This is a genomic window from Pseudomonas sp. Cab53 (genome assembly GCF_018325965.1).
GTDB classification, from domain to species: domain Bacteria; phylum Pseudomonadota; class Gammaproteobacteria; order Pseudomonadales; family Pseudomonadaceae; genus Aquipseudomonas; species Aquipseudomonas chlororaphis_E.
In genome coordinates this window covers 2,452,928-2,470,121 of sequence record NZ_AP021902.1, presented here as the reverse complement: position 1 = coordinate 2,470,121, position 17,194 = coordinate 2,452,928, and the positions used below count along the sequence as shown (strand labels likewise).

The window sequence follows — 17,194 nt, the reverse complement described above, 5'->3', positions numbered from 1 at the left end:
GGGTCCACCCACCGCTTGCCAGCGGCTCGCTCGACTCTCGGTCAGCGAGCCCCGGCGGGCGCGGTGTCACCCCGATCCAAGCCCCCTTTCCAGACGAGTTGAACATGAGCGGACTTCAAGGTTTTCGTATCTCGCCGCAACAGGCAGCCCTCTACCCACACCTCAATGGCGTCGCCGCGCACCCTTACGGCTGTCACCTGCAATGGACGCTGTCCGGCCCGACGGACGTCGACGCGCTGGACAACCGCCTGCGCACGCTGCTGGCCGACTGCGAGATCCTGCGCACGCGCCTGATGCCGGTGCCCGGCCTGCGCCACCCGGTGCAAGTGATCGACGACAGCGGCTCGCTGGCGGTGACGTCGGTGGACCTGCGCCAACGTCCTGTCGCCGAACAGGAGGCCGAACTGGCGCGCCTGGCATCGCAGCCGCGGGACTGGACCACGCCGCTGGCCGTGACCGTGGTGCAACTGTCCGATGACCGCGCCGTGCTGGACCTGGCCGGCGCCAGCAGCCATTTCGACCTCGCCAGCCTCAGGTTGCTGGCGAACATGCTGTTGCAGGACACCCCACCGGACCTGTCCGAGACCCTGCAGTACGCCGACTACGCCGAATGGCGCTGGAGCCTGGTTGAAGACGAACCGGACCACCCGGGCACGCGCTTCTGGAAAACCCTGGGCCAGACCGAGCAGCCCACCTTGCAGCTGTCCCTTGAGGCGCCCTGCGGCAGCGGTTTTGCCCCAGCACGGCACACGCTGGCGCTGCCGGACGACCTCAGCCGTCACCCGAGCCTGAACGCAGACCTGCTATTGGCGGCCTGGGCAGCGGTGCTCGGCCGGTTGGCGGGCCAGCAACAGGTCCCGGTCACGCTGATCCATGAAAGCCGTGGCGTCGAGCTGGAAAGCGCCCTCGGCCTGTTCGAACAGGGCCTGCCCCTGAACATCGACCTGGATGCCCAGGCCACCCTGGCCCAGCAGAGCCAGCAGGTACGCGCCAGCGTCGAGCACGGCACCGGCTGGCAAGACTATTACACCGAGGGCTTCAGCACCGGCTACGCCTTCGCATGGCGCTCGGGCGACGCCCGGGAACGCTACGCCGACGCGCGGATGAACCCGCTCAAGGCCTGTCTGAACGTGCGCCAGTTGCCCGGCCAACTGTTGGCAGACCTGACGTACGATCGCCACGTGCTGAGCGCCGAAGCCGTGCGCTGCCTCGGCGAGCAGTGGCTGCAACTGCTGCTGGGCGCCCTGGCCGAACCGCAGCGAGCCTGGGCGCAATTGCCCTTGGGCGGCCCACTGCAATCGCAACTGCTGGATACCGGCGCCCACCTGCCGGTGATCGAACCCGTGACGCTGGTTGAACTCATCGCCCGCCAGGTTCGCCAGCAACCGGACGCCATCGCCCTCAGCGACCAGGCCGGCGACCTCAGCTACGCCCGCCTCGATGCCTGCGCCACGCGCCTGGCCCATCAACTGGTGGCTGCCGGCATCGGTCGCGACGTGCCGGTGGGCATCCTCTTCCCCCGTGGCAACGCCGCCATCGTCGCCATGCTGGCGGTGTTGAAGGCCGGTGGCGCCTACGTGCCGATCGACCCGACGTACCCGGCCGAACGCCGTGCCTACATGCTCGCCGACAGCGCCATCGCCCACATCGTCGTCAGCGCCGACCTGGCCGACAGCGTGCCGGCCAGCCTGCAACGCTTCGTCCTCGATGACTTGCAAGAGCAAGGCCACGCCGACCTGCCGCCCCTGCCCCAACCGGACCCGGACGCCCTCGCTTACCTGATCTACACCTCCGGTTCCACCGGCGCTCCGAAGGCCGTGGAAATCAGCCACGGCGCGCTGAGTTTCTCGACCCAGGTGCGCATGGCCGCCTATGAAACGCCAGTGCGCGCCTACCTGCTGCTGTCATCGTTTGCCTTCGACAGCTCGGTCGCGGGGATTTTCTGGACCCTGGCCCAAGGCGGGCGACTGGTGCTGCCGGCGCCAGGGGAAGAACTGGAGATGGCGCGCCTGGCGCAACTGGTGACCCAGCATCACGTCAGCCACGGCTTGTCGCTGCCGTCGCTCTACCAGGCGTTGTTGGAGCAGTTGCAACGGGCCGGTGGCAGCGAAAGCCTGCAATGCTGGATCGTCGCCGGCGAGGCCTGCCCGCCGACGCTGGTTAGCCAGCACCACAAGGCCCTGCCCCAGGCGCGCCTGGTGAACGAATACGGCCCCACCGAAGCCACGGTCTGGGCCAGCTACGACGTGCTGGAACCCAACCGCAGCGTCAGCATCGGTCGCCCCATCGCCGGCATGGACCTGCGCCTGCTGAACGAATTCGACCAGGCCTGCGGCATCGGCGAACCGGGCGAAATCGTCCTCGCCGGCCCGACCCTGGCCCGCGGCTACCGCAACAAACCCGACGAAACCGCCAAGGCTTTCGTCACCCTGGCCGACGGCACCCGCGCCTACCGCACGGGCGACCTGGCCTGTTGGCTGGCGGACGGGCGCCTGGCGTTCCTCGGGCGCAAGGACCACCAGGTGAAAGTCCGCGGTTACCGCATCGAACTGGGTGAAATCGAACGCCAGCTGTGCCTCCACAGCGACGTGCGCGAAGCCGCGGTGATCGTGCAGGAACACGCCGCCGGCAAGCGCCTGCTGGCCTACATCCTCGCCGCCCACGGCTATGCACCGGACTCCGAAGCGCTCAAGCGTTTCCTGGGCGAACGCCTGCCCTCGTACATGGTGCCGGCCCGGGTGCTGACCCTGGCGACCTTTCCGCGCACCCCCAACGGCAAGCTCGACGCCCGGCAACTGCCCGACCCGGATCAGTTCGACGAAAGCACTCATGTGGCGCCGCGCAACGCCATGGAAACCGCCTTGCAAGCCATCGTTGCCAAGGTGCTGAAACTGGCGTCGGTCAGTGTCACCGACAACTTCTTCGCCATTGGCGGCGACTCGATCCTGAGCCTGCAAGTGGTGGCCCAGGCCCACGAGCAAGGCATCGCGCTCTCGGCCAAGCAGGTCTTCGAGCGCCAGACCATCGCCGCCATGGCCGACGTCGCGCAACCGCTGGCCGAGTCCGCCGCCGAACCGCTCGCCCAGAGCACCGAGTTCAGCGCCTCGGGCCTGTCCGATGACGAAATGCAAGCGCTGATGGCTGAACTGAACGAGGCCGACCTGTGAGCGGTTTCACCCGTCGCCAGGCCATCACCGTCGCCCCTTTTTACGCAGGACGCTTTCAATGACCACCGCAAAGACCACCGGCAACCCGATCGAAGACATCTACCCGCTGTCGCCGCTGCAACAGGGGATGCTGTTCCATTCCCTGCTCCACGAAGACTCCGGTGTCTATCTGATGCAGGATCGCTACCGCATCGGCGGGGCCATCGACGAAGCCCTGTTTCTCGAATCGTGGCGCCAGGTGGTGGCGCTGCACCCGTCCCTGCGCGCCAGTTTCCAATGGAAAAGCCAGAAGCAACCGGTGCAGGTGATCCACCGCGAGGTCAAGGTGCCCCTGGATACCCTCGACCTGCGCGGCCTCGCCCCTCACGAACAGGAGGCACGCATCCGCACCCTGCTCGAAGACGAGCAGAAAGTCGGCTTCAACCTGTCGAAGCCACCGCTGATTCGCTTCCGCCTGGTGCGCCTGGCCGACGAGTCGTACGAATTCATTCGCAGCTTCCACCACATCCTGATGGACGCCTGGTGCATTTCCCTGGTGACGGTGGACTTCCTCAAGGTCTACGAAGCGCTGTGCAACGACCGCACTCCTGAACTGAAAAGCCCGCGGCCGTTTCGCGACTACATCCAATGGCTGCAACGCCAGGACGCGAGCAAGGCCGAACAGTTCTGGCGTGGCCAACTGCAAGGCCTCAATGCGCCCACGCCATTGACCGTGGACAACGGCGTGGCCCGCGACCGCTACACCGACGCGGTGCTGGTAGACGATCAACTGATTCACCTCAGCGCCACGCAGACCCAGGCGCTGGCCGCATTCTGCCGCAGCCGCCGGATCACCCCGAACACGTTTTTCCAGGGCGTCTGGTCGTTGCTGCTGTCGCGCTACAGCGGGCAGCAGGACGTGGTCTTCGGCGTCACCGTGGCCGGCCGTCCGGCGGACCTGACCGGCGTGGCGGAAATGATCGGCCTGTTCATCAACACCCTGCCGCTGCGGGTCTCGGTTGACCCGAACGCTACCCTTGGCGATTGGCTGGGTGCCCTGCAGGGGCTCAACGTCGACATGCGCGACTTCGAGCACACGCCGTTGACCGACATCCAGGGCTGGAGCGATTTCCCTCGCGGCGAAACCCTGTTCGACAGCATCCTGGTGTTTGAAAACGCGCCCATCGACGAGCAAATCCTCGAGGGCGGCTTCCAGTTCAGCCTTGAAGGCATGGACCACAGCGTGCACACCCACTACGGCCTGACCGTGGTGATCCTGCCCGGCGAGCAACTGGGCATCCGCGTGTCCTATGACCGCGAACGCTTCGAAGCGTCTACCGTGCAACGCCTGCTCGGGCATATCGCCAGCCTGGTCGAAGGCATGCTGGCGGCGCCGGACGCGCCCCTGGGCAGCTTTGAACTGCTCGCCGTCGAAGAACGCCAGCAATTGCTGGGCGATTGGGCGGTCAACCCACACGACTTCCCCCTCGACCAGAGCTACGCCCAGTTGTTCGCCGCCCAGGTCGCCCAGCGCGGTGATCAGGTTGTCGCGCGCTGTGACGACGAGTCGCTGACCTATGCCGAGCTGGACCGGCGCTCCACCCGCCTGGCCCACGCCTTGCGCGACGCCGGTGCCGGAGAAGATCAACTGGTCGCCCTGGTCGCTCCCCGTGGCCTGGCACTCCTGACCATGATGATCGCCGTGTTCAAGGCCGGCGCCGCCATGCTGCCGTTGGAAGTCAACCACCCGCCCGAGCGCCTGCGGGAAATCCTCGGCCTGGCCCGCGCGCCGTTGCTGGTGGTCAGCGAAGCGGCCGGCGGCTTGCTCGAGCCCTTGCTCAGTGGCCTCGACCAACCCCCTGCGGCGTTGTTCGCCGAAGCCTGCTGGAAATCCTGCAACGACGCGCCGCTGCCCCTGCTCGGTCGTCCGCAGAGCCTGGCCTACGTGCTGTTCACCTCGGGTTCGACCGGTACGCCAAAGGGCGTGATGATCGAACAGCGCGGCATGCTCAACAACATCTTCGGCAAGGTCCCGGCCCTGGGGCTGGGTGCCGAGGACCGGATTCCCCAGACCGCCTCGGTGGCGTTCGACATTTCGGTGTGGCAGTTCCTCGCCGCCCCGGTGCTCGGTGCCACCGTGCACATCCTTGCGGACGAAATCGCCCACGACCCGCAGCGCCTGCTGCACGTGCTCGCCAGCGAGCGCCTGAGCGTGCTGGAAATCGTCCCGAGCCTGATGCGCACCTTGCTCGCCCTGTGCCCGTGCGACCTGCAACTGCCCGACCTGCGCTGGGTCCTGCCCACCGGTGAAGCCCTGCCGCCCACCGTGGCCCGGGACTGGTTCGCGCGCTTCCCCGACATTGCCCTGATGAACGCCTACGGGCCGGCCGAGTGCGCCGACGACGTGGCGTTCCAGCCGATCTTTGCCGCACCCGATGCCAACGTCAGCCACATGCCCATCGGCCAGCCGACCGCCAACAACCGCCTGTATGTGCTGGACGAAAGCCTGCGCCCGGTGCCGGTCGGCGTGGCCGGGGAGATCTGCGTCGGTGGCGTCGGTGTCGGCCGCGGCTACCTGCACGACCCTAAGCGCACCGCCGATGCCTTCATCGACCACCCATCACTCAACGCTCGCGTGTACCGCACCGGTGACCTGGGACGCTGGCGTGCCGACGGGGTGATCGAATACCTCGGCCGACGCGACCAGCAGGTAAAACTGCGCGGCCACCGGATCGAACTGACCGAAATCGAACACCGCCTCGCCCAGCATGCCAACGTGCGCGAAGCCGCCGTGCTGCTGCGGGAAAACACCGCGGGCGAAGCCTGGCTGGTGGCGTACTGGTCGGCCCATGACGACACCCTGGGCAGCGATGGGCTGAGCGACCACCTGCGGGCGCAGTTGCCGCCGTACATGGTGCCGGCGGCGTTCGTCTGCCTGGAACGCCTGCCGCTGAACAACAACGGCAAGGTCGACCGCAAGGCCCTGGCCGCCCGGGAGCTGGACTGGCAGGTCGACACCCGGCAAAGCATCGCCCCGCGCAACGCGCTGGAAAGCGCCGTGGCCGCCATCTGGGCCGAGGTCCTGGGGCGCGACAGCATTGGCGTGGAGGACAACTTCTTCACCCTCGGCGGCCACTCGCTGCTGGCGACCCAGATCGTCGCGCGGCTGCGCAGCCACTTCAAACTGGAGCTGCCGCTGCGCACGCTCTTCGAACAACCGACCGTGGCCCTGCTGGCCGACGCCATCGCCGCACGCCAGGCCGACGCCGCCGCGCCGCAGGCCACCGCCCTCGCGGCGCCGACCGCCCGACCGCGCCCGGCCTTGCTGCCGCTGTCGTTCTCGCAGCAACGCCTGTGGTTCATCGAACAACTGACCCCGGGCACGACGCTGTTCAACATCCCGTTCGCCCTGCACCTCAAGGGCGCGCTCAATGTCGAGGCCCTGCACGCCAGCTTGAATGACCTGCTGGCGCGCCATGAAATCCTGCGCACCGGCATCGACAGCCGCGACGGCGTGCCGAGCCAATGCATCAGCCCGTCGCTGACCATCGCCCTGCCCTTCGACGACCTTTCCGGACTTTCCACCACGGCGCGCGAGGGCGCGCAGTTCACGGCCCTGCAAGACACCTTCGAGCAGCCGTTCGACCTGGCCACCCCGCCGCTGCTGCGCGCACGCCTGCTACGCCTGGCGCCGCAGGAACACGTACTGGGCATCGCCCTGCATCACCTGGTGTCGGACGCCTGGTCGGCCACCATCGCCCTGCGCGAACTGGCCCTGGGTTATGAAGCCCGCTGCAACGGCGGCGCCGCCCAACTGCCAGCCCTGGCGCTGCAATACGCCGACTTCGCCCTCTGGCAGCGCGAACACCTGCAAGGCGCCGAACTCAAGCGCCAGCTCGACTACTGGACCACCACCCTGGATCGGCGCGACAGCGAAGGCAGCCCGTTGCTGGCGCTGCCGACCGACCATCCACGGCCGTCGGTGCAAAGCTACCGCGCCGGGATCGTTCAGCGTGAACTGACCACCGACCTCAGTGACCGGGTACAAGCCTTTGCCAGCCGCCTGGGCACCACGCCGTTCACGGTGTTGTTCGCCGGTTTCGCCGTGCTGATGCACCGCCTGAGCGGCGATGCCACGGTGCTGGTCGGCACCCCGGTGACCCATCGCGAGCAACCGGGCACCGAAGGCCTGCTCGGCATCCTGCTGAACAACCTGGCGATCCGGGCCGACTTTACCCCCCAGGCAGACTTCACCGCCCTGGTCAAACAAGTGGCCGAACGCCTGCGCAGTGGCCTGCAACACCAAGACCTGCCTTTCGAGCAACTGGTGGACAGCCTGCAACTGCCCCGCAGCCTCAGCCACGCGCCGTTGTATCAGGTGATGGTGGCGCAACAGTTGGCCATGGAATCGCGGCTGCGCTTCCCCGGGCTGGAATTCGAAGCGCTGGACACGCCGCTGCGGCACTCGGAATGCGACCTGGACTTGCACGTGCTGTGCCCGGCCAATGCGCCGATCCAGCTGGAGCTGATGTTCGCCCTTGACCTGTTCACCGCCGACAGCGCCCGCCAGACCCTCGCCCGCCTTGAGCACCTGCTCGAACACATGCTCGCCGAGCCGCAACGCCCGGTGGCGGCCTTGCCGCTGTTGATGGATGCGGAATGGCAACGCACCGTGGTGGAGTGGAACAGGACCGAGATGCAGGTGCCCAGCCACCTGACCTTCGCCCAACTGTTCGAACAACAGGCCGAGCGGACCCCGGAGCGCGATGCACTGTGCTTCGAGGGCCGCCGCCTGAGCTACGACGAGCTGAACCGTCGAGCCAACCAGTTGGCCCATTACCTGCGCAGCCGTGGCGTGGTCGCCAATCGTCCGGTGGCGCTGTGTGTCGAGCGCTCGTTGGACCTGTTGGTCGGCCTGCTGGGCATCCTCAAGGCCGGCGGCGCCTACGTGCCGCTGGACCCGACCTACCCGGTGGATCGCCTGGCGTACATGCTCGAAGACGCGCAACCGGCGCTGTTCCTCGGCCAAAAAGGGCTGTTGGAGCAGTTGGGCGCCGACCTGCCCCGCCTGCGCCTGGACAGCGACGCGGCACACTTGGCCGACCTGCCGGACGACAACCTGCCGGCGCTCGCCGGGCCGAACGACCTGGCCTACATCATGTACACCTCTGGCTCGACCGGTAAGCCCAAGGGCACCCTGGTCACCAACGGCTCGGTGGTCAACCTGGCCTGGGCGCGCATCCATGGCCTGTATCGCCGCTACACCGACCAGCCGATGCGCACCAGCTTCAACTACTCGTTCGCCTTCGACAGTTCGGTGGCCGAGCTCATCCTGCTGCTCGACGGCCACAGCCTGTACCTGACCCCGGAAGACGTGCGCTACGACCCACAGGCGCTGGCGCAGTTCTTCGCCGAAACCCGCCTGGACGCTTTCGAATGCACTCCGGCCCAACTCAAGGCCCTGCTCGAAAGCGACGGCGTGCGCCGTGGCGAGGTGTACCTGCCGCGCTTCGTGCTGTTCGGCGGCGACGCGGTGGACGCGCAACTGTGGCAACGCCTGCCATCGATTGCCGGCAGCCGCTTCTTCAACACCTACGGCCCGACCGAATGCACCGTGGACGCCACCGGTTGTGCGGTCGATGATTTCCCCCAGCGCCCGATCATTGGCCGGCCGATTGCCAACGTGCGCACCTACGTCCTCGATGGGTTTCTCAACCCGATGCCGGTGGGCGTACCGGGCGAACTGCACATCGGCGGCGCCGGCGTGACCCTGGGCTACCTCAACCGCGCCGAGCAGACCGCCAAGGTGTTCATCGACGACCCGTTCTCGCCGGTCGAAGGCGCCCGGATGTACAAGTCCGGCGACCTGGTGCGCTGGTTGCCCGACGGCCAGCTCGAATACCTGGGACGCATGGATCACCAGGTCAAGATCCGTGGCTTCCGCGTCGAACTGGGGGAAATCGAAACCCTGATCGGCGCCCAGCCGGGCGTGCGCCAGGCCGTGGTGCTGGCCCGCGAGGACGTGCCCGGCGACAAGCGCCTGGTGGCCTACGTGACCTGTGACGAACAGGCCGACATCCATGCCTGGCGCAAGACCCTCGGCGCCGCCCTGCCCGACTACATGGTGCCTTCGGCGTTCGTGCTGCTGGATGAACTGCCGCTGACCGACAACGGCAAGCTCAACCGCAAGGCCTTGCCGGCACCGGACATCCAGGCCGCCCCGGACGCCCTCGATCCGCCCCGCAGCGCCGCCGAACAGCAACTCGCCGCGCTGTGGTCGGAACTGCTCAACGTGCCGGCGGCCCAGATCGGTCGCGACAGCCACTTCTTCTACCTCGGCGGCCATTCGCTGCTGGCGGCGGCGCTGTTTGCCCGCCTGCGCCAACAGTTCGCCACGGTGCCGCCGCTGCGCGCGGTGTTCGAGCACCCGACCCTCCAAGCCCTGGCCGCGCTGCTGGACGACCCGTTGCAAGCACCCGCCGCGACATTCCAACCGGCGCCTCGCCCGGCACGCCTGCCGCTGTCGTTCGAACAACAGCGCCTGTGGTTCCTTGAACAATTGAGTGCCGGCGGTGGCGAGTACAACGTGGTCAGCGCCGTGCAACTGGACGGCGAACTCGACACGCGCGCCCTGCAAGCAGCCCTTGAGCAAGTGGCCCAGCGTCACGAAATCCTGCGCAGCCGCATCGTGCGCGCCGACGACGGCGAGTTGGCACTGGTCATCGACCCCCAGGCCAACCTCACCTTGGGCGTCAGCACCCTGGACGCGACCGACGACACTCACTGGCAGCAGTTGACCGACGCCGCCGTCCACACCGAGACCGGGCGCCGTTTCGACCTCGCCCGCGAACAACCGATCCGCGCCACGCTGCTGCAACGCAGCCGCCGTGCCCAGTCGTTGTTGCTGCTCAGCGTGCATCACTGCGCCACCGATGATGCCTCCAGCCAGAACCTGCTGGATGAGCTGGGCCGCTGCTACAGCGCCCATGGCCAGGGCACCCGCGCCACATTGCCGGACCTGGCGCTGCAATACCCCGACTACGCGCTCTGGCAACGCGAGCCCGCTCAGCAGGCCGCGTTCAGCAGCCAGCTGAACTACTGGCGCAACCAGCTGGAGGACGGTGATTACCTGCTGGACCTGCCCACCGAGCACGGTCGTCCCGACCAACTCGCCCCAGCGGCCGGCGCCGTGCAATGGCAACTGCCACCGGCCCTGGTCGGTCGCCTGCGGCAATTCGCCCAGCAACGCGGCGCCACGCTGTACATGCTGATGCTCGCGGCGGCGCAGTTGCTTCTGGGCCGCTACGCCAACCAGCGCGATGTGCGGGTCGGCAGCCCGGTGGCCCAACGTCCGTTCGCCGAGCTGCAACCGCTGATCGGTTGCTTCGTCAACACCGTGGTGATGCGTGCCGACCTCGACCCGAACCTGGATTTCGAAGGCCTGCTGAATCAGGTCCGCGGCACCGTGCTGGACGCCCAGCAGCATCAGGACGTGCCGTTCGACCAGGTCGTCGAACACCTCAAGCCGGCCCGCAGCCTCGGCCAGACGCCGTTGTTCCAAGTGCTGTTCGCCATGCAGAACGCCGAGGCGTCGAGCCAGTCGTGGTCGCCGCTGCAGGTCAGCGAACGGGCGGTGAGCGCCCAGGCGACCAAGTTCGACCTGAACTGGGAAGTGCACGACGGTGAAATGCTGTCGGTGTTGCTGGAGTACCGCACCGCGCTGTTCAGCGAAACCACTGCCCGGCGCTGGCTGGAACAGTGGCAGCAGTTGCTTGAGACCCTGCTCGAAGCCCCCCGCACCCGTCTTGGCGACTGGTCGCCACTGCCAACGGCCGAGCGCCAACGGCAACTGGTCGAGTGGAACGCCACCGAGCGTCACTACAGCGGCCCCCGTGACTTGCACACTGCCCTGAGCCAGCAAGCGGCCCTGAGCCCCAACGCCCCGGCGCTGGTGTTCGAAGGCCAACGCCTGAGCTACGCCGAACTGGACCTGCGCGCCCAAGCCGTTGCTCGTGCCCTGCGCGCAGCCGGCATCGGCGCCGATACCATCGTGCCGGTGTGCATGGAGCGTTCCGTGGACATGGTCGTCGCCCTGCTCGGCATCGTCCACGCCGGCGCCGCCTGGCTGCCGCTGGATCCGGAACTGCCCGCCGCGCGCCTGGCGTTCCTGATCGAGGACGCCGACGCCAAGGTCACCCTGACCCAAGCCCAATGGTTGCCGAAGCTGCCGGCCGGGCATTCGGCCTGGACCCTCGATGCCCTGCCCGAGGCCCCTACGTTCGAACCGATCAGCGTGCAGGCCAACGACCTGGCCTACGTGCTCTACACCTCCGGCTCCACCGGCCAGCCGAAAGGCGTGATGAACGAACACGGCGCCCTGATGAACCGCCTGTACTGGATGCAGGACGCCTTCCCGATTGGCCCGAACGACCGCGTATTGCAGAAAACCCCGTACAGCTTCGACGTCTCGGTATGGGAGTTCTTCTGGCCGCTGATCACCGGCGCGACCCTGGTGGTCGCCCGTCCGGACGGCCATCGCGACCCGGCCTACCTCAGCCGGTTGATCCAGCAGGAACAGGTCACCACGCTGCACTTCGTGCCGTCGATGCTGCGCGCCTTCGTCGAGGAACCGAGCCTGGCCGACTGCCACAGCCTGCGCCAGGTGTTCGCCAGCGGCGAAGCGTTGCCGGTGGACCTGGTGCGGCGCTTCATGGGCCAACATCCGGCCGCGCTGGTCAACCTCTACGGCCCGACCGAAGCGGCCATCGACGTCTCGGTGTGGCGCTGCTCGGTGAACGATACGATCGTGCCGATCGGCAAGCCCATCGCCAACCTGCGCCTGTACATCCTTGACGAAACCCTGCAACCGTTGCCGATCGGCAGCATCGGCGAGCTGTACATCGGTGGCGTCGGCGTGGCCCGCGGTTACCTCAAGCGCCCGGACCTGACCAAGGAGCGTTTCCTGGCCAGCCCGTTCATCGACGGTGATCGCCTGTACCGCACCGGCGACCGCTGCCGCTTCCTCGCCGACGGCAACGTCGAATACCTCGGGCGCCTCGACCATCAGGTCAAGCTGCGTGGCCAGCGTATCGAGCTGGGTGAGATCGACTCGGTGCTGCTGGCCCAGGACGGCGTTCGCGATGCCGCGACCGTGCTGCTCGACCAACGCCTGGTGAGCTTCTGGTGCGGTGACGCGGATGAAGCCGCCTTGCGCAGCGCCTTGGGCGCCAGCCTGCCCGCGCACATGTTGCCCGGCCTCTTCGTTCAGCTCGAACGCCTGCCGCTCAACAGCAACGGCAAACTCGACCGCAAGGCCCTGGCCGCCCTGCCGTTGCCGCAAAGCCAGCGCGAACGCCCTCACACGGCACCGCGCAACGCCACCGAAGCCGTGCTCTGCGAAGTGTTCAGCGAAGTGCTGGCGTGCGACTGCGTCAGTGTCGACGATCACTTCTTCCAGCTCGGCGGCCACTCCCTGCTGGCCACGCGCCTGGTCAGCCGGGTACGTGAGCGCCTTGGGGTAGCCTTGCCCCTGGCACTGGTGTTCGCCCAGCCCACGGTGGCGGCCCTGGCCGAACACCTGCGCGCCGCATTGCCAGGCGAGTCGATCACGCCGCAGCCACGTCCGGACGTACTGCCGTTGGGCCTGGCGCAAAAACGCTTCTGGCTGCTCAGCCGCCTGGTGCCGGATTCGCGCGAGTACCACATGCCGTTCGCCCTGACCTTGCGCGGCGCGCTTCAGGTCAGCGTCCTGGGCGAAGCGTTCGAACAGGTCAGCCAACGTCACCTGGTGCTGCGCAGCCGCATTGTCGAGGTCGAAGGCGAGCCGCAACTGCTGATCGACGACCATGGGCCGGCGCTCACGGTCACGTCCGTCACCACCCAAGACTGGGCCGGCGCCGGCGCCACGGCCCAGGCCGAGTTGATGCGCCCGTTCGACCTGGCCCGCGCCGCGCCTTGGCGGGCGCACCTGCTGCAACGCCAGGGCAGCGACGAGAATCTCCTGCTGGTCTGCCTGCACCACAGCGCCACCGACGGCTGGGCCATGCAATTGCTCATCGATGAACTGACCCAGGCCTACGCTGCCGGTCTCGAAGGGCAATCGCCGACCTGGGCGCCGCTGGACATCGACTACGTCGACTTCGCCCTGTGGCAACAACACCCGGACACCCAGGCCCGACGCAATGCCAGCCTGGACTACTGGAAAAACCACCTGGGCCAGGACGACTATCAACTCGACCTGCCTGTGGACCATCCTCGTGGCGCCGAAGCGGATCGACGAGCCCGCCAACTGATCGTCAGCCTCGGCGCCCAGCGGGCCGAGGCGATCCGCCAGTTCGCCCGCCAGCGCGGCACGACCCCGTACGTGGTCCTGGCCGCGGCCCTGAGTGCACTGCTGGCGCGTTATAGCGGCCAGCGCGAGATTCGTCTCGGCACCCCGGCCGACCAGCGTGAACAGGCGCAATCCCAGGCGCTGCTCGCCTGCCTGGTCAACACCCTGGTGATCCGCAGCGAAGTCGATCCGCGTGCCCCGGCCGAACAGTTGCTCGCCAACCTCGAAGCCGACCTGCGCGCGGCCCAAGCGCACGCCGACCTGCCCTTCGCCACCCTGGTTGGCGCGGTCGCCCAACACCGCGACCTGAACCGCACGCCGCTGTTCCAGGTGCTGTTCTCCCTCAACTACGGTCGGGTGGACAGCCGCCAGTGGCCAGGGCTGAACGTCGAAGAGCAGGCCTTGCCAGTGATCGACGCCAAGTTCGAGCAGAGCTGGGAAGTCCAGGACGACGGCAGCGACATGACGCTGGCGCTGGAGTACCAGGCAGCGCTGTTCGACGAAGCGACGATGCAACGCTGGAGCGCGCAATGGTGTGCGCTGCTGGATGCATGGGTGGCGGCGCCGACACGCACGCTGATCGAGCTGTTCCCGCAGCAGCAGGACCAGCAGCAACTGGACCGCTGGAACGCCACCGAGCGTCACTACAGCGGCCCCCGTGACCTGCACACCGCCCTGAGCCAACAAGCGGCCCTGAGCCCCAACGCCCCGGCGCTGGTGTTCGAAGGTCAACGCCTGAGCTACGCCGAACTGGACCTGCGCGCCCAAGCCGTTGCCCGTGCCCTGCGCGCAGCCGGCGTCGGCGCCGACACCATCGTCCCGGTGTGCATGGAGCGCTCCGTGGACATGGTCGTCGCCCTGCTCGGCATCGTCCACGCCGGCGCCGCCTGGCTGCCGCTGGACCCGGAACTGCCCGCCGCGCGCCTTGCGTTCCTGATCGAGGACGCCGACGCCAAGGTCACCCTGACCCAAGCCCAATGGCTGCCCAAACTGCCGGCCGAGCATTCGGCCTGGACCCTCGACGCCCTGCCCGAGGCCCCTGCGTTCGAACCGATCAGCGTGCAGGCCAACGACCTGGCCTACGTGCTCTACACCTCCGGCTCCACCGGCCAGCCGAAAGGCGTGATGAACGAACACGGCGCCCTGATGAACCGCCTGTACTGGATGCAGGACGCCTTCCCGATTGGCCCGAACGACCGCGTATTGCAGAAAACCCCGTACAGCTTCGACGTCTCGGTGTGGGAGTTCTTCTGGCCACTGATCACCGGCGCAACCCTGGTGGTCGCCCGTCCGGACGGCCATCGCGACCCGGCCTACCTCAGCCGGTTGATCCAGCAGGAACAGGTCACCACGCTGCACTTCGTGCCGTCGATGCTGCGCGCCTTCGTCGAAGAACCAAGCCTGGCCGACTGCCACAGCCTGCGCCAGGTGTTCGCCAGCGGCGAAGCATTGCCGGTGGACCTGGTACGCAGCTTCATGGGCCAACACCCGGCGGCCCTGGTCAACCTCTACGGCCCGACCGAAGCGGCCATCGACGTCTCGGTATGGCGCTGCTCGGTGAACGATACGATCGTGCCGATCGGCAAGCCCATCGCCAACCTGCGCCTGTACATCCTTGACGAAACCCTGCAACCGTTGCCGATCGGCAGCATCGGCGAGCTGTACATCGGTGGCGTCGGCGTGGCCCGCGGTTACCTCAAGCGCCCGGACCTGACCGAGGAGCGTTTCCTGGCCAGCCCGTTCATCGACGGTGATCGCCTGTACCGCACCGGCGACCGCTGCCGCTTCCTCGCCGACGGCAACATCGAATACCTCGGGCGCCTCGACCATCAGGTCAAGCTGCGTGGCCAGCGTATCGAACTGGGTGAGATCGACGCGGCGCTGTTGAACCTTCCGGCCATCACCGCGGCCTGCACCCTGGTGATCGACAACCGCCTGGTGGCGTTCTACAGCAGCGCCACCGCGCAATCGGGCCTCGACAACCTGCTCGCCGCCGAGCTACCGGCCTACATGGTGCCGGCGGTGTGGGTCCAGGTGCCGGCGCTGCCGCTCAACAGCAACGGCAAGATCGACCGCAAGGCCCTCGCCGCCCTGCCGTTGCCGCAAACCCAAAAGGACTACGCCGCACCGCGCAACGCCCTGGAAAGCCTGTTGTGCCAACTGTTCGGCGAACTGCTCGGGGAAAGCCTGACCGGCGGCCGTGAGGTCGGCACCACAGACAGTTTCTTCGCCTTGGGCGGTGACTCGATTCTCGGCCTGAAGCTGATCAGCCGCTTGCGGGAGCAGGGCTACTCGCTCACCCCACGCGACCTGTTCCGCTCGCCGACCCCGGCGGCGCTGGCCCAAGTGACCACCGCGCTGCTGAGCCAGGCCGAACAGGGCGAGATCACCGGCGCGATGCCGCTGATGCCGTTGCACCAGTGGTTCTTCGACCAACAGCAACCGCAACCCGCGCACTGGAACCAATCGGTGCTGGCCGACAGCGACCGGCGCCTGGAACCGGCCCTCGTGCAGGCCGCACTGGATCGGCTGGTGGCGCACCACGACGCCTTGCGCCTGCGTTTCAGCCAGATCGCCGGGCAACCCGAGGTGCAATGGCAAGCGCAGATCGCCGCCGTGGCGCCTGCACAACTGACCTGCTGCACTCACGCCGATCAACTGGCCGCGGTCGCACAAAGTCTGGACCTGCAACACGGCCCGTTGTTTGCCGCCGCGCTGCTGGAAGGTGAGCCGCAACGCCTGTACCTGGCGGCGCATCACCTGGTGGTGGATGCCGTGTCCTGGACCCCGCTGCTGGAAGACTTCCAACAGCTGTACGCAGCCCTGGAACGCGGCGAGACGCCGACGTTGCCGGCGAAAACCACCGCCTACCGGCAGTGGTCCGAGCAACTGCACGCCCACGCCGCCAAGGTCACCGGCGAACAGCGCTACTGGAGCACCCAGGTCGGCACGAACCCGGCGCCGCTGGCGACAGTCGCCGAGCGCCAGACCCTGTCGGCTCGTTGGGAAGCGACCCGCACCCATCAATGGCTGACCGAGTCCCAGGCGGCCTACCGCACGCAACCGGAAGAGCTGCTGATCGCCGCCCTGGCCGCCACCCTGGCGGAGGCCAACGGCCGCAGCGACATCGTCGTGGACCTCGAACGCCACGGTCGCGATGCGCCCCTCGACGGCCTGGACGTCGGCCGCACCGTCGGCTGGTTCACCACGCTGTTCCCGCTGCGGGTCAGCGCCAGCGGCGCCCGTGGCGAGCAGGTGCGCCAGGCCAAGGAGGCGCTGCGCGCGGTGCCGGGCCAAGGGCTTGGCTACGGCCTGTTGCGCCAACGCGGTCAACTGCCGGCCGGTCACGGCGATGTGCTGTTCAACTACCTCGGGCATGAACAGGCACCGGCGGGCTGGTTGCGCGCCAGCGGCCTGACGCCACCGCCAGACGTGGCGCCGGCGAACCGGGTGACTCACGCCCGCGAAGTGGTGGCCTGGCTGGAGGACGGTGTGTTGCGTGTCGAATGGCACAGCGTCACGCCGGACACCGACAGTCGCTTGCCCGCCCGCTTGCTCGAACACCTGCAAGCACTGGTCGAACACTGCCTCGACCCGCAAGCCGGCGCACTGATGCCTTCGGACTTCCCGCTGGCCAAGGCGCTGAACCAGAAATCCCTGGACAAGTTGCTGGGCAAACTCAAGACCAAACCGAACTCCCAAAGCCAGTGAGTGGCGC

Annotated in this window: 2 protein-coding genes; both read left to right on the top strand. The window is 67.6% G+C overall.

Translation table 11 applies throughout. The features are described 5' to 3' along the window. Positions 1-104 precede the first annotated feature (104 nt). The gene (locus KI241_RS10815) at positions 105-3,167 is read left to right on the top strand and encodes an amino acid adenylation domain-containing protein (protein WP_212803671.1); all 3,063 of its coding nucleotides are present in this window, start codon (positions 105-107) and stop codon (positions 3,165-3,167) included. Positions 3,168-3,225: 58 nt separating this feature from the next. Next, complete coding sequence (locus KI241_RS10810) at positions 3,226-17,187, top strand: non-ribosomal peptide synthase/polyketide synthase (protein WP_212803670.1); 13,962 nt, start codon at positions 3,226-3,228, stop codon at positions 17,185-17,187. Positions 17,188-17,194 lie beyond the last annotated feature (7 nt).

What these genes read in the sequence shown, in the direction of transcription:
- KI241_RS10815 (WP_212803671.1), top strand. Translation starts at nt 105, where the DNA reads ATGAGCGGACTTCAAGGTTTTCGTATCTCGCCGCAACAGGCAGCCCTC.
- KI241_RS10810 (WP_212803670.1), top strand. Translation starts at nt 3,226, where the DNA reads ATGACCACCGCAAAGACCACCGGCAACCCGATCGAAGACATCTACCCG.